Below are 21,116 nucleotides of genomic sequence, written 5' to 3' on the forward strand. Positions count from 1 at the left end.
AATTCTCAATGATTGGACTTGAACAGATTGAAGCTATGATTAAAGAGCGACTCCCCGATGCTCAAGTAGTAATTAGAGATGTAAAAGGGGGAGGAGATCATTTAGAAGCCTTGGTTGTTTCGGCTGAATTTGAAGGAAAAACCAGAGTCAAGCAACATCAATTGGTGTACAGCGCGCTCCAAGAGGCTCTAGACTCAGAAGCTATTCATGCCCTAGCCTTAAAAACTTATACTCCTCAAACTTGGGAAACAGTACAATCAGTTGTCTAAATTAGAGTCTAAGTTAGAATAAACGGCAATTAGGATTAACTTCTATTGTTTCATCTCATCATTGATTGGTTTACTATCTATATCTTCACCGTCAAAATCTGTCATTTATTTTTGGAGTGTTTATGACACCAGAACTTAAGAATCGTCTTAATCAATTAATCAATAGCCACAAAATCTTAGTTTTTATGAAGGGAGCTAAGTTGATGCCCCAGTGCGGATTTTCTAACAATGTTGTTCAAATTCTTAATACCCTAGGGGTTTCGTATGAGACGGTTGATGTTCTAGCAGACCATGACATTCGCCAAGGAATTAAAGAATATTCTAATTGGCCAACTATTCCTCAAGTTTATATCAATGGGGAATTTGTTGGCGGTTGTGACATTTTGATTGAAATGTATCACAATGGTGAATTGCAGCAAATGGTTGAATCAGCATTAGCTTCTTAAATCAAAAACTAAGGAGAAAAAGATTGTTATAAATTTTCTTTTTCCCTTAGTTTTTGATTTATGGGATTAATAGTAATCGGGTTTGGTTTGTAGTGACATTTCAAAGTTAGAAGGATCGCGTAAAAAACGCCATGTCTCTTCCTCCAAACGGTAAACTAAGTGAGCTTCGAGGATACTAGAATGACGTAGACAGGCTAGATATCCATCCATGTAAGACTGGACTTCGTCAAAGCGACGACCTCGATGCCATAAGTCCACCATACTGTCAGTTAGCTTTTGATAATAACGAATTGCTTGAGTATCTTGAAGCATGAGGAAATGACATAGAGAGGGTTTATAGGAGTTTAGTAAACATCGGAGAAAGCCCCATTAATTGTTATTAGTATTATCGGAGACTTTCTTCAATTAATCGTTGATCTCATTGTAACCGCTTTATTTTTTTAATTTCGCTGTTAGTTAAATATGTGATGTATCCTGAAATAAAAAAAATAATCTTGAGTAATTCTTAAGAGTTTCTTAGGGACCGGGTGAAGGTGTCGTAACAGATGTTATATATTCTTGACATTGGCTCTGTTAGCCTAATGGTGTTTATTTTATAGGGAATCAAACTAAGGTGAATCTGATTTATATTGCTATCGTTGAGGGAAATCCTCATCTGCGATCGCTTTTGGGTTGGCACTTACAGCAAGCGGGTTATATGGCTCAGCAATGCGCAAATCTCCAACAAGCTCGTAATGCTTTTGCCCATCGCTTGCCGTCCTTAGTTATCCTCGACTCCGATTTGCCTGATGGAGATGGCATGGAATTGTGTCAATGGTTACATAATCAGCGACAATCTTTCATTTTAATTCTATCTGCTCGTACTAATGAAAAAGATATTGTTAAAGGACTTAACGCCGGAGCCGATGATTATCTGACTAAGCCCTTTGGTATGCAAGAGTTTATGGCACGGGTTGAAGCCCTAATCAGACGTTTGCGGGTGGCTTCTGCTCCCCTGTATCTTGACTATGGGGATTTAAAAATTGATTTAGTTCAGCGTCGAGTCCAGTACCGAGGAGATTTTGTTGACCTAACTCCCCAGGAATTCAGTTTGTTGTATGTTTTAGCTCAAGCAGAAGGAAATCCCTTGAGTCGTTCGGAACTGCTACAACGAGCTTGGCCTGAAGCTATTGATAATCCGCGAACAATTGATACCCATGTTCTTTCCCTACGAAAGAAAATTGAAACTGACCCTCGACAACCGAGTCTCATTCAAACGGTTCGTAACGTTGGCTATCGATTCAATCCAGAGGCACTTCACGAATCTTCGTCAACGTCCCCGGCGGCACCACCAATTGGCACACAAGTAAATTTCCACAGTCATAACTCGACAAGTTCTAATCAAACCAATCCTCGTCTATCCAATACATCTTCAATGAAGTAAGACAAGAGACAAAAGTTTTTCCTTTATTTCCTTTGTATCCCTACACTTCTCTACAGGGAATTACTGACTCATCTCGATTTGTCGGACAACGGTTGAAGCTGAATAGCTAACCCCTGCGGTTCCTTCCCCCGGATGAGTAGAATCTCCCACTAACCAAAGATTATTTAACGGAGTTCGGGTTGCGATGCCAAAAGGTCCAAAAGTAGAGACACGCTGACCAACACCCCCAACAATACCTTTAGCTCTAGCAGTAAATCGAGCAAATGTGCAAGGCGTCGCGGCTTCTTGATGAATAAGAGTATCTGGAGTAAGACAAAAATAGGAACTTAAACGAGCAATCGCCTCGGAAGTATATCGTCGTTTTAGAGCCCGATAGGCTTTTGGGGTCTTATCAAACCAAATTTGAGGGTCAGTAAAGGATGAAGCAATGATGGTGGCTTGTCCATTGGGGGCACGTCCATCCCCCGGTTCACTGACTGAAATAAACAGAGAATTATTTTCACTAATGGGTTTATTATCATCATAAAGAAATTGTAAATGTGGGAAATATTTATCTGGAATAGCCTGACGATAAACCCCTAAATAAACCACAAATGCCCCTGATGGTCGAGGTAATTTTTCTACACGATTTTGATAAAGTGTCCAGAAGAAAGATGGAGAAACATCTAATAATTTGATTAGGTTTTGAACCGTAACATTAGCAACGACATGATCAGCAGTTTCTGTCCTGGTTTCTCCAGTTTTATGATGACGTATAGTGACCTGTTCAACGTGATTATTCTGGGGGTGAATTTGTTCTATACTGTAGCCAAGTTTAAGTTTGCCACCATGTTTTTCTAATGCTTTTACTAGGCAATCACTTAACACTTGCATACTACCATGAAAATGATACAAGCCTTGCGGAGCTTGAGAAACCGCTAAGGCAGTGGCTGCATATAACAAAGCAGTTTCATCAGCATTCACCTGGGAATAAAGCTTTAATTGCAAGTTCAGAAAAGTTTTAAGACGTTGATCATTGGCTAACCCATACAAGCGTAAAGCATCCCCCACTGTCATCAAAGCAAAGGGAACAGTGGCAAAAGTATCTAACCGCAGTGCAGAAATTAACTGCCAGAGGTCCCAGATGTTGCGAGGAGGTAGCACTGGCTCTCGCCCTTGAAAATTCCAACTAGCACGAAATAATTTAGCCATCAATTGCCAAAAAGGTTCACTCCCTGGGAATTGTTTTTGTCTTTCTACTTGCCATTTCTCAGAATTTCGCCATACCCGAATTGGGTCGGTTTCCCGTGGCAAAAACACGGCACAAGCTGGATCGCATGGAGTAGCGGGGGGAATATCTATCCCTAATTCAGCAAAAATTCGTTGATGAATGCCTCCAGGTTCCAACCCTGCCACTTGAGTCGCCCCTACATCAAAGTTAAACCCCCGCCGTCTGAAGGTGGATGCGCACCCCCCAGGAACACCTGCTTGTTCATAGACGGTTACATCGTAACCCCGACAGGCGAGTAATGCCCCTGCGGTTAATCCTCCAATTCCAGCACCGATAACAATAATGGAGTGCGGCATGGTTACTTAATTCATATTTCTTAAAATTCTTTCTTGATTATTGTAGCGTTTTCATCTGATGGACAAACTATAATTAATTGATGCATTGAATATCGAATTTATCTCACGTCTTTGTCTAAATTACTACCTAAATTGGAACTTCTTTTATCTGTCTTGCATCCTCTAAGTTTAGTCCTAATTTATCTAGGAACTATAATTGGTCTAGCTGAAGGAATGAACCGTTTAACGAGTGCTGATGCCGAGTTTACCCGTAAATTTGTTCACATTGGTTCTGGTAATGTTATTTTAATTGCTTGGTGGTTTAAACTGCCGCTATGGGTATTGTTAGTTGCCTCATTCATTGCTAGCTTCGTTGCGCTGATTTCCTATTTTTTTCCGATTCTTCCTAGCATTAATAGTGTGGAGCGTAAAAGCTTAGGAACATTTTTCTATGCAGTCAGTATCGGTATTTTAACTTATTGGTTTTGGATGATAAATAAACCTCAATATGCTGTTATTGGCATTTTAATAATGGCCTGGGGAGATGGAATGGCAGCAATTATTGGTAAAAGAGTTGGTCGACACCCTTATCAAATTTTGGGAATTAAAAAAAGTTGGGAAGGCTCACTAACTATAATGGGCGTTAGTTTTTTGATTACCAGTATTATCTTATTTTTTACAGGAGAGTCTATTAATTTAATCCTTATAACTTCTTTACTAGTTTCTGTTATAGCGACAGGATTAGAATTATTTTCTAAATGGGGAATTGATAATTTGACAGTTCCTTTAAGTAGTGCTATTGTTGCTTTTTATTTAACGTGAGTTCGAAGATTGTTAAAAACACAGTTGTTACTCTCAATATTTTAGTCAAAATACAACGAAGTTGACGATTATATTAAATAATAACCGCCAAAAATTAAGACTACAATAGTTATCAAAAAACAGTCTGAAAAGAGGCTAACCTATTTTGACCATAAATCGAAAGAATATTTTTGAGATACTTGAGATAGGTTAGGTATGGGCAATCAATCGGGCAGAGTAGCTCGATCAGATAATGGTTGGTCTAGGTATAAAGAAATAACAGAATTATTACAGATGTTAGGAGTCCCTACCTCAGCAATTTTTCAAAAACCAGATTCTTCCAATACTTACCAAAATTAGATTAATATGTAAGCGAATTTTATAGCAATTAAAGACTTAGTAATTTTCGTTAATTACTTATTGCTTTCATATATAAAGCAAGGTCTTTATATATGAAAAATAGAGAGCTGACATAATAGTAGCACCAATAGCAACATCTACAGCTCCTTTTATCACTACAATTATTATTGTTAGTGATAAAAGGAGCTTAGGAGAATTCATTTTAGATGTGTTGCCTAGTACTTAATAATAAGACAACAACTACTAGGAGATGGGTTAGGAAAAAGACTGATACTTTTCTCCGTACCGTAACCCATCCTACCTAGATTAATTATAAACTACTAAATCAACTGTTTGACTAACGCTTTTCCTACAATTTCAGCTTCTTGTTCTGTCATTCCCGACGTTAACGGGGGACAAATATGCTTAGGACACCAATATTCAGCACGAGGGAAACTTTGACCATCACAAATTCCTTTAAAAATTGGTTGTAAATGACAGGGAATTTCGTAAACTGTTCCCCCTAAAAATATATTTTCCTGGGCTAATGCGTCTTTAATTTTCTGAGCTGTTTTTCCATCAGGAACATGAACAATTAATTTATATTGACTAGCATTATCCATGTGATCTGTAGACACAAATTTGAGTCCTGCTTCCCGTAAAGATGCAGTAATTAACTGATAACATTTTTGCCGTTTAGCTAACATTTGGGGCAGTTTGTCCAGGTGAATTCGACCTAAAACTGCGTGAATTTCTGTCATACGGGTACTATTGCCAAAATCTGTGTGTAATCCTCCAAAGTCCATTCCCCGTTTCCCTTGATTTCTTAGTGATCGCGCAATATAATCTTCCTCCTCATCATTGAGGGTGATCATCCCCCCTTCAAAAGTTGTCATTACTTTCGTAGGAAAAAACGAAAACGCCGCGCCATCTCCTAAATTTCCTGCCTTCACCCCATTAATTTGACTTCCATGAGCGTGGGCTGTATCTTCAAGAACGAAAAGTCCTTCTTGACGACAATATTCAATAATTTGAGGAAATTCTGGAGAAATAACTCCACCAATATGCACCCAAAGTACCCCAGAAATCTTAGTAGTTGCCCCTTTTTTAACAGCTTCTTGTACCATCTGTAAAGATGGGGCAAAGGTTGTTTCATCCATATCAAGGTATTGAACCTGTCCTCCTATACGAAGGACCGCAGCGACAGTAGCAAAATTAGTGTTGGTCGGAACTAATAATGTAGTGTTTTCAGCTTTTTTAAGACGCAGGAGAATTTCTAATCCTGAAGAACCACTATTAACAGCAATCGCGTATTTTGTTCCTACATATCTAGCAAAAGCTTTTTCAAATTCTAAGGTATTCTCCCCTAAGACTAGTCTAGCGGATTTAAGAATTATTTTAGATTGTTCGGCAAAGAACTCAATTTCGTCTTCTGTAATATCAAAATAAAAGGGTTTAATGGGTTGTTTTGTCATGTTGCTAATAAAAATTACACTAACTCAATTAATTCTAAACCCAAGATTAGGAATTGGAAGAGAGAAAAATGTAAAAATTAAGAAGAAATTTTAACTTCTAACTTAGCTACTTCTCAAAAGACTGCCCCAGATCTTCGATCATAGTTAAAGACATAAGACAAAGCAATAGTTAAGATAACAATTTTAGAAGTTATTAAATAATGAATTATCACACTAAGTCCAGAAAAACTAAGATTTTTTATAAAATTTATTAAGTTATCTTGAATAAGCATAACAAGCTTCTACTGCTATTTTATCAAGTTTGTGTCTACTGTATTTTTTACTAGTATTGCACTTAGTTTCCATTGTTATTTCGTATGGTTATGGACCAGACATAACTTCTGTAATCATAACATGGCAAATTTTTTCTTGAAATAGTCTACACATACAATGTATTTCATAGAATTTTTTATTTAGATAGATATTACTAAAGAAACCTGACAAATAAAGCTACACTTAATGATTAATTTTTAATAAAAAAATAAAAATTAACAATAAAACCAATTAATTAATCTAGTAAATAAAAAAAATCAAGGTAATTATAGTTTTATTAATATTTTTTTTTTGACATTAGAAAAAAATAGAAAGCATAGAACTATTCCCTTGTGACCGAAGAAGCTCTCTTTGAATTAAAGCAGAACAATTTAGGTTAAGATAACTATACTACTCTACAAGAATTAAATACTTACTTGCACGAATAAATAGACGTTAAAGTTATTAGAACTAATATATTTTGTTAAGTCCAAAGACTTAAGTTAATCAAAGAAAAAATACTTCATGCTCTGAAAGTATACATACATAGGAATCAGATTTTGAGATAGAAATATAGAATAACACAGGGACAACTCAAACTTCCAGATCTAAGTTTTTACTGACAAAACCAGAGTCCATCTAGCCATGACTTGTCCCTGTGCCAGAGCGACCAAAGAAAAACGGGCTTATAAAAAATGTCCTAATAATAGAGTAAAAAATATTATGTCAATTGTAGCGCTCTCTACATCGAGTTTTTTGTCCGCTTTTACTTTTAAAAGTTGTATAAATAAAAAAGATTTTTTTATTTATGCAACAGAAATGCTGATCCTATAACTGTGGTTAGCTAGAGGCTTGTGTAGTCATATCATAAAGTAACAAAAATATAAAGAACGAATGAACTATATACAGAATAAAAAGTTGTATTTATATTCTTATTTTCCTGATTTAAATTACATTAAAAACTTTTTTTGAAAACAAATAATATCTGTGACTTCAAGAATATTATAATTTTATATGTCTCAATAATACTATCAATAGAGCAACGGATTTAGTGATTAATAAAGACATAATTGACTGATTGACTTACTACTGTTAGTGTGAGCTGCCAAATCGAAACCAGCTATCAAATAAGATAAGTGTAAAATTTTTTAGTAAATGGCTCTAAACAAACTTTTAACAAAACGATTTCGTACTCTACATCTAGGGAGTTAGAATTGAATTTATATTGCTTTCAATCTACAATCTTTTTAATTTTCTATTCTCTTAGATTGAAGAATAACATTTCTGCTCTTATTCTCGTTCTAGAAGAGATTGTTAGACAAGCTGGTGCCTCTGACATCTATTGATAACTTTTTTTTAGCTACTTCTATTTACTTAGATATTACTTATCTTATCACTATTAATAGTTTTTTCTGATTTTTTAAAAATTAGCTGCCAACTTTTGAGCAGTAATTGTTCTCTGGATTAGGATTTGAAACAAAAATCAATATTCTATTTTAAGTCTAAATTCCAGACAAAAATAATCCATAAAAATTTATGTAGATGATAGAAATCATTATCTATATTTTTGGGGACTCATTATGTTTCAAGCTAATATTTCAAAAATAAGGTGAGTTCAACGACGGTCTATCCTTGAAGTAAGTTAGAATCAGAGGCAGAAGCCATAATACCACTACAGGTCAGGCAAAGGGCAAAAGGCCTGGATATATACAAGTCTATTACTTTTAGCTACTCCCTAATCTTCATACGTGGTGTTATGTATCCCAAGCAATGGGACTATCAACATACAAAACTAACAATCGACCAATGGAGATCAAAGCCGTTCAATCTGCTTACTACGGAGACACTAACTTCCGAACACCTCCCCCAGATTTAGAATCCTTAATACTAAAAGAACGTATTATTTATCTGGGAATGCCTCTATTTTCCTCTGATGACGTAAAACAACAAGTCGGAATTGATGTTACTCAATTGATTGTCGCTCAACTGTTGTATTTACAGTTTGATGATCCAGATAAGCCCATTTACTTTTACATCAACTCTACGGGGACTTCTTGGTATACCGGAGACGCTATTGGTTTTGAGACAGAAGCCTTTGCCATTTGCGATACTATGAATTATGTTAAACCTCCCATCCATACTATTTGTATTGGCCAGGCCATGGGGACGGCAGCGATGATCCTCTCATCAGGAACTAAAGGTTGTCGAGCAAGTCTCCCCCACTCTACTATTGTTCTCAATCAAAACCGATCAGGAGCTAGGGGTCAAGCTACCGATATTCAAATTCGGGCGAAAGAAGTGTTGTCTAACAAACAAACCATGTTAGAGATTTTTTCTAAAAATACGGGGCGACCTGTAGAGAAAATTAGCAAAGATACTGATCGCACTTTCTATTTAACCCCTGAGGCCGCGAAAGAATATGGCTTAATTGACCGAGTCTTAGAAAGTTCCAAAGAATTGCCTAAACCTTTAACTACTGTTTAGTCAATTGTTGTTCACCTTTACCTTTGAATTAATCGCTTATGCCCCTTGGTGTTCCTAGTGTTCCATATCGTCTTCCTGGTAGTCAATACGAACGATGGATTGACATTTATACCCGTTTGAGTCAGGAAAGAATTATTTTTCTCGGTCAGGAAGTGACCGACAGTTTAGCGAATCGCATCGTCGCCTTTTTGTTATACCTCGATTCAGAAGATTCTGGTAAACCAATTTATTTGTATATCAACTCTCCTGGGGGTTCCGTTACCGCAGGCATGGCTATCTACGACACAATGAAATACATTAAATCTGATGTGATTACCATTTGTGTTGGGTTAGCCGCTTCGATGGGAGCGTTTTTATTGGCTTCCGGAACTTCAGGAAAACGTTTAGCCCTCCCCCATGCTCGTATTATGATACATCAACCCATGGGAGGAACAGGAAGACGACAAGCTACAGATATTGAAATTGAAGCCAATGAAATCCTGCGAATTCGTCGTCAACTTAATCAAATTTTAGCAGATGAAACTCAACAAACTCTTGAGAAAATAGAGAAAGACACAGACCGAGATTATTATATGTCAGCAGAAGAAGCTAAAGAATATGGTCTGATTGATAAGGTCATTGATGAACGTGCGGTTTAGTTAATTGGTTACGTTTGTCATTATTCTGTTCCCTCATGATAGTTACTATTTTGGGGGACATTGAAATTTAAGAATGCTGTTATTATCCTCAATATCTAGGTAAAAATACAACCAAGTTTGTTTCTGATTAGATGAGATTGAATAAGTGCGAAATAGAAAAGTAGTTAAAAAAGATCGATTCAAGAATGCTCTTTAGAAAAAAAGCAGAAATATTATGTTTAAATGCCTGAGGATAGAAAATTAAAGAAGTTACAGATTGGGTAAATCTTTCAGAAAATATACTTAGAAAAGTATTTTTATAGATGGATTATTTAGGTAAGAAACAGAAAGATGGTGAGATTATTCAAGAAGTGAAAATAAAAAAACTTGAAAGAATATATAAAATATTTTGAATAGCTCTTAGAAAATGATTAAATCATTTATAATAGCCAACAATTATCTAATTTTTTTAAAAAAAAGAGAGAAAAATTAAGTTAATTCTAGGAGAAGTTTTTAATTCTTTTTGTGAAAAGGTCTGGAGATCGAAATGAATAAAAATAAAGGCGATAATTAACCAATATCTTAATAGAGATTTATAGAAAAAGAAGCCAGAAAATTAAATCTATTTATTTATATAAATAGATAAAACTATAAAAAATTACGAATATAAAGAAATATATATAGTAGTTATTATTGATTATAACTTAGTACATAAATAGATAGTTTTGAATCATTGTTTTAAAAATTATGTATTCCTTTATTTAAGTAGTTAAAGTTAAATTGATGTTACTTTAGTTTATGTGTTTTATATATTTTTTTGGAAAAGACTTTTTGTTACCGCTTTGACTAAGTTATTTGAACTATCAGATCGTTGAAGGATAACATCAAAAATTGAACTAAAGAATTTGACAATAAAATTCTATCAAGACTTGTAATTTTTAACTAAGCATATATTAATTATGAATTAATACGTTATTTCTTTTTTTAAAAGAGAAGGGTACTCAAGTATAAGTAAAAATCAACCAAATAAAATATGATCCGACTCTGTCACTCTTTTAAGTAGAAAAATGTGTATCTTTTAAACAGAGAGCTATTTTTTTTGAGAACGATGATAAATAATAGTGATCCATTCTCTGATTACGCTCATTTTCTTCTTTTTTTTGTTACCGAAATAATTATATAAAGTAGTAAGAGGCTACTTATTTTTGTTCGACTTGAACTATAATTTCTATTTTCAGTAGATATTTTTAAGAGTGTTATTCTAGTTTTGTAGATGTATCATTATCTACTGTGATTATTAATATTTAAAACCCTAAATAACGAAAATACCTCAAATCTTTATTCACTGCATAAGAAAGAATATAAAATAAACTATTTTTATTCTTTTTATTAATTTTATAAAAAGAATAAATACTTTGTTTAAAACTTAAATATATATCAAATATTCTATCAAGTTTAAGAGTTTTTTAAACAACAATTAGGTTGAGACATACAATCTATCTTGTGACAGCTTGAGCAACTAAATTATGGTTCAATAATAAGAAATATATTTTTTATATAGGTTAATTAAAACATACAATAATATCATAAAATCTTTAATTGTGGACCTTAAAATAGCTATCCTACTTCTTTATTGAAGCATTGCAAAGTACTTAATTCCCTATTCCTGTTAACTATTAATGTTCTCGAATAGAATTTAAGCTTAAACTCTGCTATGTAGCAAATAGAGTGCCATGGCTAGATTACCTATTCTAAGTAAAAATCACGACATCCATAGGACCGGCAACAACTTGTATTAATATCAAACTTCAGGTTTAAGATTGAAACCGAGTTATCATTCACTCATTAATGTAATACAGATAAACTGCTACAGTCTAAGGAGGAAATCCTTGTGTTTTGGTTTAACATGCGATCACAACTCATCAAGTCCCTTTGTCTATCGTTCCTTATACTCTTCCTTAGTTGGGGATTGATCGGCTGTAAAGATCGCCTAGAAACATCCCAATCTTTATTGGAACCGCTTTCTGAAGCTATTGTTACCAATAAACTGGTAGAAGTAGCTCCTCCACCGGTTATCCAAGAATTATACAAAACTCTGGAGCAATATCAGCCTCAAGTTGACATTATTAGTCCTGAAAATGATCGCGTTTTTTCTGAGCTTAGCATCGTTGTCAAACTCGATGTGAAAGACTATCCCCTGTTCAAAGACCCTGACTTAGGACTTGGACCCCATCTTCATCTAATTCTCGACAATGAACCTTATCAAGCGATTTACAGTCTCGATGAACCGATTATTTTGGAAAACTTAACTCCAGGAACCCATACACTGCGGGTGTTTGCATCAAGGCCTTGGCATGAAAGTTTCAAAAACGATGGAGCCTATGACCAGACTACATTCTATATTTTAACCAAGACAGGAGAAAACGCTCCGGATATGTCTCTTCCCCTCCTCACCTACAATCGTCCTAGGGGAATTTATGGAGCCCAGCCAATTATGTTAGATTTTTACCTAACCAATGCCCCGTTACATTTAATAGCACAAGAAAATGCCGATGATAACGTTGTTGACTGGCGTATTAGAGTAACTATTAACGGGGAAAGTTTTTTAGTTGATACATGGAAAGCTATTTATATTCAAGGGTTTGAGGAAGGCACGAACTGGGTCCAATTAGAATTCCTTGATGAACAAGGAAATTTAGTTGATAATGCCTTCAATAATACAGTTCGACTCATTACCTATAAACCTAACGGTCAAGATACTCTGTCTAAATTAATTCGAGGAGAACTCTCAGCTGAACTTGTCCGATCTATTGTTGATACTAATTATCAGGTGAAAATCCCTCCTATACCTCTAGTTGAAGAAGCTATTGTACAAGATCAAGCTATTACACAGGATGTGGAACCTTCTAACAAAGAAACCACACCTTCAGACGAAAAGCCTTCATCAACCCTAGAAGAAATGAGGACAATCTCAGACTACTCTATTGCTATTCCTGAAGCACCGGGAGAGTTTTCTGAAGTTTCTCTTGGAGAGAGGAAGCTATCACGTAGTCAAGAAGTAACTATTGAAGAGGAAAAAATAGAATCCAACACAAAAACTGATGAAAACAAATTATTGAACTCTCGAAAGAAAATCACTCAGATGTCCTCCGATAGTGTGTTTTCTCTAAAGAAAATATCTCAATGGCGTAACATCGCTTCAACTTTCTTCGGACAAGTGAACAATCATATCTCTCAATGTTTGGAAATCTTCAGAACCAGACTAAATTCTTAAAGATTAGACAAACTTTCCAGTAATCCCAGGATTGATACCAAAGACTTATAAATTTATCTTTAAATTTTAAGGTCTATCCTAAGGAACTGAATTATGCTGATAGGCGTCTACGGATAATTTGCCCATAAAGTTCAGTTGGAGTGAGGTTATCATGTTTTTTAAACAGTCCCATTTATTAGCAGGATTAGCAGTAGCTGCCATGTCAGCTTTGTCTATTGCTCCTGTGCAAGCAGAACCCACTAAGGGCGAAATTTTGATTAGTCAGTTGCGCGGTCATGAACTAGAAGATCCTATCGAAGTTTATCAACAAGACTGGGTTAAGTTTAAGTTTGAAGACTATGCTATTGGACGTATCCGGGGTGTGACTGGTGATGTAGCTCAAGTACAAACTATATCTCCTCCCTATGTTCAAATTGGGGATGATGAGGTGTGGCGTATCACTACTCGTCTTCCTAAACGCTGGCCAACCTTGGTAGCTGGATCCGACGTAATCATGAAAATAGTTGACAACAAATGGGTTATCCTCAGTGATGATGTAGAGGAATTCGAATTGCTCTATGATTATGCCATGCCCGCATGGGTTTCTCGTTTAGACTTAAGAGAAGTAGCCCTCATTGAAAGGACCGACATCGATTGGGATCGCCCTGATGTTAGTTTACCTCCCTTGGCGCCTAACACTGAAGTTGAAACAGCTCCTATTCGGGGTATGTGGTAGGGGCTTGTCCTGACGGAAGTTAGAGTATTTGGTGACAAGAGCAAAACATAACCACAATCAATAGCGTTACTCTATTAGATCGGGTAACGTTATGATTTTGTTGACGGTTCGAGTTAACTTTAAGTTTCCTAGCTGTTCTGGGACTTGAAGACTTATAAAAGATTCTTTCTTTCTTCAACCGCCATTCTGTGGGCTGGAAACTCTTCGTAACTAGCTAAAGTTTGAGCGGTTTGTTTGATTTTTTCGAAGCCTTCAGCCGTTAAATAAGCTACTGTCGAGCGTTTGACAAAATCAAACACGGACACCGCCGAATAAGACCGGGCAAAGCCTCCCGTGGGCAATACAGCATTAACGCCAATGGCATAGGTAGCCGCCGAAGAGGGAGTATATTTCCCTAATAAAATTTCTCCAGCATTATTGATTTTTCCTAGTAAACTGAGAGGATCTGCCACCAATACTTCTAGATGTTCGGGAGCATAATCATTAATAAACTGAATTGATTCTTCTAGACTTGAAGTTAATACAATTCCCCCATAGGAAGCTAATCCATTTTTACAAAATTCTCTGCGCCATTGAGGAAGTTTTTTGAGATATTCTAAGGCAAATTTCTGGGCTTTTTGAGCAACCGTTTCACTGTGGGTAACTAATAATGCGGCCGAGTCCGAACCATGTTCAGCTTCAATTAATAAGTCCACAGCAGCTAATTGAGGATCAGTAGTTTCGTCAGCTAAGATGATACTTTCACTCGGTCCTGCGGGAAGTCCCACATCTACTTTACCGACCAAAATTCGTTTAGCGGCCGCTCCGTAAATACTGCAAGGTCCGATAAGTTTATCGACTTTAGGGACAGTTTCAGTACCTAAGGCAATTGCCCCCAATGCTTGAATTCCACCGAGTTTATAGACATCCTTAACCCCAGCCATTTCGGCCACCAATAAGGAAATAGGTTCCACGTTCCCCTGTTTATCCGGGGGAGTACAAACTACAATCTTTTTTACCCCTGCTACCATCGCTGGAATAGTCAACATCAACATAATTGAGGGAAACGCTCCACGACCCCTAGGAACATATAATCCTACCCGAGGAATAGGGGTAATTTTTTCTCCCGCGAAAATGCCGTTATCAATTTCAGCTAGATGTATCGGTTCTGGCATCTGTCCTTGATGAACAGTTTGGATGTTGCGAAATGACTGTTCAACAGCAGTTTTAACGTCTGGTTCAACTAACTTCCGTGCTTGGGCAAATTCCGCTTCTGTCACCTTAATGTTGTCTACCGATGCCTCTGGATAGTCGAACTCACGGGCATATTTAATCACCCCGGCGTCTCCAGTTTGGACAATCTCATCGATTACCTGCTTAGCAATAGGCAGCATCTGATCGACATCAACTTCTGCTCGTCGGTGCAAGGCAGCAAGTTCTTCGGAGGTTAATTGAGCAAGTTTAAGAATTCTGACCATGATCGCTACTCCTAAATGCTGCGTCATCTCTCTATTATAAGCTCTGATTATATCTAGTGTTGAGAGATAATATTAGGGTTTCTTCCATACAAACTCTAGATAAGTGACAGATTAAGCTACCCGACAAACTTAAGAAATTTAATTATAGTTAACCCTCTCATAAACTTATTAATCGCCGCTATTATTTATTGTTGTGTCGTTTCTCTCAGCTTGTAGAACTTCGAATTAGTAGTTGTTTCATCAACGTTATCATTTATCTTTCGCTAGAAAGACTTTCCTTCCTAGATTTTCTATACAGTTGTCGAAAATATCATGATCGTCGTCGTCAACTAGGAAAAACTAAAAATGTTCCAGTGTTAGAATGATTATAATTATCAGGGCCTTGTAGTTGGTTTCGGACTTTATATACGTTGGCAGAAATAGTAACCAGACTAGCGTTTTTTTATATTTCTTGGCAGTTTTGTTCAACCAATGTGGTTGACTAGATCTTAAGTGGTTAGTTAATTACTCCTCCTTAATTGATCGAGTGCCATGATCGTATCTAGAATAATAACGGAATTAAGGTTAGTGTTGGGGTTAAGATTTGAGGTTATTTGGGGTTGATAAGCTGCAAATATTCTCTACTGAAGGGCGGAAATTGGTAGAGCTGTGTTGAAAATTTGGATTGTGCTGAACTGATGATTTAGGATTAACTAGTGGAGTGTCAACTCCAAAGTTTTCTGAATTAAAATCTGTATCTTGAATTACAGTAAGGACTGTTAGTTATCATTGGAAAGTCGTGTATGATATATCGAGCTGTGTAATTGAAATTGGTATTGGGGTCTATTGTGGCCAGGGTTCTCAAGCTAACCTACAAGTTCGTCCTCCTAGTCAGTGGACGGCTTTGTTATTATTAAGTTTACCTGAAGAAGGTTAAATCTACGGTAGATCACAACTTTATTATTAGTTCATTTAATTACTGAAATTTATATGTCTATATTAGACTGGTTCGCTAACCGAGAAAAATCTGAACCCACTATTCAAAAAACACAAGAACGGGAAATTGCTGATGGATTATGGACTAAATGTGTTGCTTGTGATGTTCTTACTTATACGAAAGATCTTCAAGCCAATCAACTCGTTTGTGCTGAGTGTGGTCATCATATGCAGGTAGACAGTGACGAACGGATTGCTCAGTTAATCGATGATGGGACCTGGAAACCCCTTAATGAACATCTAAAACCCACTGATCCCCTGAAGTTCTTTGATCGCAAACCCTATAGTGATCGACTCAAAGATACTCAGGAAAAAACAGGACTGATTGATGCAGTACAAACAGGAACAGGATTAGTCGATGGTTTACCCATAGCTCTCGGTGTAATGGATTTTCGATTTATGGGGGGGAGTATGGGATCAGTGGTTGGGGAGAAACTTTGTCGTTTAGTTGAATATGCTACCCAAAAACGATTACCCGTTGTTATTGTCTGTGCTTCAGGAGGGGCACGGATGCAAGAAGGAATGTTAAGTTTAATGCAGATGGCGAAAATTTCTGGAGCCCTAGCATTACATCGGGACAAACAATTACTGTACATTCCTGTGTTAACCCATCCTACCACTGGGGGAGTAACAGCCAGTTTTGCTATGTTAGGGGATGTTATTTTAGCTGAACCCAAAGCAACTATTGGCTTTGCTGGACGACGGGTTATTGAACAAACCTTACGAGAAAAACTCCCTGAAGGCTTCCAAACCTCTGAGTATTTGCTCAAACATGGCTTTGTTGATGCTATTGTTCCCCGTACTCAATTAAAGAAAATCTTAGCTCAGTTAATTAGTCTTCATCAGCCTTTTTTCCCTGTCCTTCCTCCATTGAAGGAGGAAACATTCCAACCAGAATCGGAGCTGTCACTCAAAGTTGACAGACAATAAATTTTCTAAGAGATGAACATAATCTATAAGAACACTCTTCAAAGAAGATGGTAAACTGTTGTATCAGGCACAAATTATCAAGATCAAATGGTTTAGAAAGCATCAAGATCTGGTATTTTTACCGAAAATTGGCAAAATAATTTATTGAGTCAGTATGAAAGTTCTGGTTATTGGCGGCGACGGTTACTGCGGTTGGGCAACCGCGTTATATCTTTCCAAAAAAGGATATGAGGTTGGGATTCTCGATAATTTAAGTCGGCGATATTGGGATAGTAAGTTAGGGGTGGATACTTTGACTCCCATTGCCCCAATTCAAAAACGTATCCAACGCTGGAAGGATTTGACTGGGAATGGTATCGATCTGTTTGTGGGCGACATTACTGATTATGGTTTCCTGAGTAAAACTCTACGCCAGTTTGAACCAGAGGCGATCGTTCATTTTGGAGAACAGCGGTCAGCCCCTTATTCGATGATTGATCGTGAACATGCGGTTTTCACTCAAGTGAACAATGTAGTAGGAACTTTAAATATTCTCTACGCAATCAAAGAAGACTTTCCCGAATGTCACCTCGTCAAACTGGGAACCATGGGAGAATATGGAACCCCAAACATTGATATCGAAGAAGGGTATATTACCGTCGAACATAATGGACGCAAGGATACACTACCTTATCCCAAACAACCTGGTAGTTTCTATCATTTAAGTAAAGTCCACGATAGCCACAATATTCACTTTGCCTGTAAAATTTGGGGCTTAAGAGCGACTGATTTAAACCAAGGGGTTGTTTACGGCGTTCTTACCGATGAGACAAGGATAAATGAGACGTTCATCAACCGCCTTGATTACGATGGAGTGTTTGGGACAGCGTTGAACCGTTTCTGTATTCAAGCAGCTATTGGTCACCCTTTAACGGTTTATGGAAAGGGAGGACAAACTAGAGGATTTTTAGATATTCGAGACACAGTACGTTGTGTAGAGATTGCGATTGCCAATCCAGCTGATGCTGGTCAATTCCGAGTATTTAATCAGTTTACTGAATTATTCAGTATTATGGACTTAGCTCTAATGGTTAAAAAAGCGGGGAACTCCTTAGGATTAAATGTAGAGATTAATAACTTAGAAAACCCCAGGGTCGAATTAGAAGAACACTATTTCAACGCTAAAAACACTAATTTACTTGATCTCGGATTGCAACCCCATTATTTGTCTGATTCTCTCCTAGATTCTTTGCTGAACTTCGCTCAGAAGTATAAAGGTCGGGTTGATGAAGAACAAATCCTACCCAGGGTATCTTGGCATAGAAAATAAGAGCAATCTATTAAATAAGCTATATAAGGTGGGCAATGCCTACCTTATATGGGTTGCCAAGAAAATAAGGGCAATCTATTAGACTTCTTCAATCACACGATGTAACATCTTATTTTCAACTGCTACTTCTTCTTCCACCACTTGATTAATCATTTTTTCATGAACGTTATTCATATGTGATATATTTCTTGTCTATCAGTTCTTTAACTTTAATCTTCGGTTCTCATAATTTACTTCACCCCATCGTTGTATTAACTCAGCTACTGGTAGTGCGACATATTTCTAGAGACTTCGTAGCACAGTCTATAGAAAAGTTTAGGAATTTGAGGTACTTCAGCTCTCGATGGTACTTCTGGTGAATTATAAAATTGATTCTGTTGCAAAAAGTAGTCTATCGATAATCACTAAGGAAGTGATCTTAAACAAACATAAAATAGAAAAGCAGTCGAAAAAGAGCGATCACTAAATACTAGCTTTCTTAGGAATTTAGCCAACACAATTAGAAAAACAAGCATCATAAAAATTGACTTGCAATCCGGAAATTTTCTTCAGAACGAGAATAAAAGCAAAAATTTCGTGTTTAAATACAAGAGAATTAAAAATCAAGGAAACTGCATATTGGGTAGAATCATTATAGAAACAATTCCCAGATACATTGTTCAAGGAACGGAAGAAAAGAACTTAATAATAAGCAACAACTATCTAAAATTTAGAAAAAAGAGGGAAGAGTAAAATTAACTTACGGAAGAATCTATAGTTTTAAAAAAAAGAGCCCAGAGAAACACACTCTGGTAACCTTGAGTACCAAACTACAAAATCTTCTGTTTCTGAATCTTTGAAAAAATTATACACTGCTTACTTATATTGTTCATTCTCTACTAATTGAGAAGTCTATGTTTTGGTCATATTGCGACCCCTTCCCCGTACGGTGCATTACTAGTCTATAGTCCCCTAAATTATTGTCGTTGTTCAAACCTAATGTCCGGCGGATTATGCGATCACTAATTTAGTATAAAATAATATAAGTGATTATTACCTTTCTGCAATATCACAATTAAACATTAAATCTAAATAACAAAACATCTCCTTCCTTAACCTCATACTCTTTTCCTTCACTGCGAACTAACCCTTTTTCTTTGGCTGCTGTCATGGTTCCACAGGTGACTAAATCATCATAAGCGACTGTTTCAGCCCTAATAAATCCTTTTTCAAAATCAGTATGAATGATTCCTGCTGCTTGGGGTGCTTTCATCCCAGCATGAATTGTCCAAGCGCGAGTTTCTTGAGGTCCCGTAGTTAAATAGGTTCGTAATCTTAATAACTCATAGGTAGCTTTAATTAAAGATTGCAATCCCCCTTCTGTTACTCCTAATGATTCTAAATAGTCGGCTTTTTCTTCATCAGAAATCTCTACTAATTCTGATTCTACTTGAGCAGAAACAACAACAACTTTGGCATTTTGCTCTTTCGCTGTTTTTTCAACTTGTTTAACCCATTCATTCCCCGTAGCTAGGTCATCCTCAGAAACATTAGCTACATAAATAATAGGTTTTCTTGTTAGTAATCCCAAGGATTTAATCAACTCTTCTTCTTCTTCCGTTAAGTCTACGTGACGTGCCCCAACTTCTTTATTAAGTGCGGCGATAATCCTCTCTAATACGGGTATTTCTTCTTGTCCCTCTCTCTTCCCTTTAACTTGTTTTCGAACTCGTTCTAATCGTTTTTCCGTCTGGTATAAGTCTGCTAAAGCTAACTCCAAGTTGATGACTTCGATATCTCTAGTAGGTTCAACTGAACCAGATATATGAATAATATCATTATCATCAAAACAACGAACTACATGGATAATAGCATCTACTTCTCGTATATTGGCTAAGAATTGATTTCCAAGACCTTCACCCTGACTAGCCCCTTTGACTAAACCAGCAATATCCACAAATTCAATTCGGGTGGGAACAATTTTTTCAGATTTAGATAACTTGCCTAATACTTCTAAACGTTCATCGGGAACCGCGACAACTCCTACATTCGGTTCAATAGTACAAAAGGGGAAGTTGGCTGCGTCGGCTTTAGCATTAGTAACTAAGGCGTTAAACAGGGTTGACTTACCAACATTAGGAAGTCCAACAATTCCAGCTTTTAGCATAAATTAATTATATAATGAACAACAATTTATTGAGTAGTCATATATGTTTATAACATAAAAAACGATCACTATAGTATCTTAAGGTCTTCCTTCTTGTCTAGAAGGTCAAACACATAAATGAGTCATTCATGTGTTTGCTTATTATTTTGATACCTTCTTTAGACTAGCTGTAAAATATAATAATCAACATAAATTTAAAAGCTTATTTTGCAAAGCTCTTAAGAAGTAAAAAACAGTGATTATATGTTTTTGATTTATAGAGTATAGTAAAAGCAAATTTTCTATAAATTATTAACTACTTTTAACTTTAAAAAGCTATTTAAATTAGTTTTTATTTTGGTAAAAACTAATTTAAAAATCCAATATATTACTCTAAATTATTTACAGATTATGACTTGTTTAATTCCTAAAAAATTTTTTAGGAATTAAACAGTAATTATAGATTTAACTTCATTTAGATAAATTAACAGAAGCAAATTTGGAAAATTTAGATTTTATAAAGTTAGTTATTTCTGGAACAAGCGATTTTCAATCAATTCCTAGGTTACTTAATTTAATTTTTAAAATTAACCGAATATATTTGGATTCGAAATTGGGATAACTATCGTAAACTTTTTTAA

18 protein-coding genes are annotated in these 21,116 nt (G+C 36.2%); 13 read left to right on the forward strand and 5 right to left on the reverse strand.

Annotated elements, in window-relative coordinates; all coding sequences use genetic code 11:
* Positions 1–8 precede the first annotated feature (8 nt).
* Positions 9–269 (forward strand): BolA family protein, encoded by a 261-nt coding sequence (locus RGRSB_RS08465; protein WP_119260665.1) that lies wholly within the window; start codon positions 9–11, stop codon positions 267–269.
* A gap of 122 nt (positions 270–391) precedes the next feature.
* Positions 392–715, forward strand: coding sequence for a Grx4 family monothiol glutaredoxin (gene grxD, locus RGRSB_RS08470; RefSeq protein ID WP_119260666.1), 324 nt, complete (start codon positions 392–394; stop codon positions 713–715).
* 66 nt (positions 716–781) lie between these two features.
* Here grxD and RGRSB_RS08475 read toward each other — a convergent pair whose 3' ends face one another.
* Positions 782–1,027, reverse strand: coding sequence for a DUF6761 family protein (locus RGRSB_RS08475; protein ID WP_119260667.1), 246 nt, complete (start codon positions 1,025–1,027; stop codon positions 782–784).
* A 301-nt stretch (positions 1,028–1,328) separates the two neighbouring features.
* On the opposite strand from RGRSB_RS08475, the gene RGRSB_RS08480 reads away from it, so the two are divergent.
* A complete protein-coding gene (locus tag RGRSB_RS08480) occupies positions 1,329–2,138 on the forward strand; it encodes a response regulator transcription factor (RefSeq protein ID WP_119260668.1) in 810 nt (269 codons plus the stop codon).
* A gap of 60 nt (positions 2,139–2,198) precedes the next feature.
* On the opposite strand, the gene crtD is transcribed toward RGRSB_RS08480, so the two are convergent.
* Positions 2,199–3,704 carry a C-3',4' desaturase CrtD gene (gene crtD / locus RGRSB_RS08485; RefSeq protein ID WP_119260669.1) on the reverse strand — a complete coding sequence of 502 codons (1,506 nt, stop codon included), beginning with the start codon at positions 3,702–3,704 and terminating at the stop codon, positions 2,199–2,201.
* A gap of 111 nt (positions 3,705–3,815) precedes the next feature.
* Between crtD and RGRSB_RS08490 the strand changes: the two genes are divergently transcribed.
* Together RGRSB_RS08490 and RGRSB_RS09910 are read left to right on the forward strand one after the other, a co-directional pair.
* Positions 3,816–4,505 carry a diacylglycerol/polyprenol kinase family protein gene (locus RGRSB_RS08490; protein WP_119260670.1) on the forward strand — a complete coding sequence of 230 codons (690 nt, stop codon included), beginning with the start codon at positions 3,816–3,818 and terminating at the stop codon, positions 4,503–4,505.
* Positions 4,506–4,700: 195 nt separating this feature from the next.
* Positions 4,701–4,844 carry a YdcF family protein gene (locus RGRSB_RS09910; protein WP_145961896.1) on the forward strand — a complete coding sequence of 48 codons (144 nt, stop codon included), beginning with the start codon at positions 4,701–4,703 and terminating at the stop codon, positions 4,842–4,844.
* 320 nt (positions 4,845–5,164) lie between these two features.
* Here RGRSB_RS09910 and RGRSB_RS08495 read toward each other — a convergent pair whose 3' ends face one another.
* Positions 5,165–6,298: a DegT/DnrJ/EryC1/StrS family aminotransferase gene (locus RGRSB_RS08495; protein ID WP_119260671.1), complete on the reverse strand. Its 1,134-nt coding sequence runs from the start codon at positions 6,296–6,298 to the stop codon at positions 5,165–5,167.
* A 2,097-nt stretch (positions 6,299–8,395) separates the two neighbouring features.
* Here RGRSB_RS08495 and RGRSB_RS08500 point away from each other — a divergent pair.
* The 4 genes from RGRSB_RS08500 (at position 8,396) to RGRSB_RS08515 (ending at position 13,679) form a co-directional block, all read left to right on the forward strand.
* On the forward strand, positions 8,396–9,073 hold the full coding sequence (locus RGRSB_RS08500) for an ATP-dependent Clp protease proteolytic subunit (protein WP_119260672.1): 678 nt from the start codon (positions 8,396–8,398) through the stop codon (positions 9,071–9,073).
* Positions 9,074–9,111: 38 nt separating this feature from the next.
* A complete protein-coding gene (locus RGRSB_RS08505; protein WP_119260673.1) occupies positions 9,112–9,711 on the forward strand; it encodes an ATP-dependent Clp protease proteolytic subunit in 600 nt (199 codons plus the stop codon).
* 1,870 nt (positions 9,712–11,581) lie between these two features.
* A complete protein-coding gene (locus RGRSB_RS08510) occupies positions 11,582–12,964 on the forward strand; it encodes a hypothetical protein (protein WP_145961897.1) in 1,383 nt (460 codons plus the stop codon).
* Positions 12,965–13,115: 151 nt separating this feature from the next.
* Positions 13,116–13,679: a hypothetical protein gene (locus tag RGRSB_RS08515; RefSeq protein WP_119260675.1), complete on the forward strand. Its 564-nt coding sequence runs from the start codon at positions 13,116–13,118 to the stop codon at positions 13,677–13,679.
* Positions 13,680–13,831: 152 nt separating this feature from the next.
* Here the strand turns inward: RGRSB_RS08515 and hisD are convergent, their stop codons facing one another.
* Positions 13,832–15,136 carry a histidinol dehydrogenase gene (hisD, locus tag RGRSB_RS08520; RefSeq protein WP_119260676.1) on the reverse strand — a complete coding sequence of 435 codons (1,305 nt, stop codon included), beginning with the start codon at positions 15,134–15,136 and terminating at the stop codon, positions 13,832–13,834.
* A 191-nt stretch (positions 15,137–15,327) separates the two neighbouring features.
* Here hisD and RGRSB_RS10220 point away from each other — a divergent pair, with 191 nt between their 5' ends.
* The 4 genes from RGRSB_RS10220 to RGRSB_RS08530 all read left to right on the forward strand — a co-directional run bounded on the left by RGRSB_RS10220 (position 15,328) and on the right by RGRSB_RS08530 (position 18,350).
* Positions 15,328–15,501 carry a hypothetical protein gene (locus RGRSB_RS10220; RefSeq protein ID WP_172582080.1) on the forward strand — a complete coding sequence of 58 codons (174 nt, stop codon included), beginning with the start codon at positions 15,328–15,330 and terminating at the stop codon, positions 15,499–15,501.
* Positions 15,502–15,914: 413 nt separating this feature from the next.
* Entirely contained in the window at positions 15,915–16,052 is a 138-nt protein-coding gene (locus RGRSB_RS10225; protein WP_172582081.1) for a hypothetical protein, read from the forward strand.
* A 53-nt stretch (positions 16,053–16,105) separates the two neighbouring features.
* Positions 16,106–17,041: an acetyl-CoA carboxylase, carboxyltransferase subunit beta gene (gene accD / locus RGRSB_RS08525; protein WP_119260677.1), complete on the forward strand. Its 936-nt coding sequence runs from the start codon at positions 16,106–16,108 to the stop codon at positions 17,039–17,041.
* A 154-nt stretch (positions 17,042–17,195) separates the two neighbouring features.
* Positions 17,196–18,350, forward strand: coding sequence for an NAD-dependent epimerase/dehydratase family protein (locus tag RGRSB_RS08530; protein WP_119260678.1), 1,155 nt, complete (start codon positions 17,196–17,198; stop codon positions 18,348–18,350).
* Between the two features lie 1,054 nt (positions 18,351–19,404).
* Here the strand turns inward: RGRSB_RS08530 and ychF are convergent.
* Entirely contained in the window at positions 19,405–20,496 is a 1,092-nt protein-coding gene (gene ychF, locus RGRSB_RS08535; RefSeq protein ID WP_119260679.1) for a redox-regulated ATPase YchF, read from the reverse strand.
* Positions 20,497–21,116 lie beyond the last annotated feature (620 nt).

Source organism: cyanobacterium endosymbiont of Rhopalodia gibberula (genome assembly GCF_003574135.1).
Classification (GTDB): Bacteria; Cyanobacteriota; Cyanobacteriia; order Cyanobacteriales; family Microcystaceae; genus Rippkaea.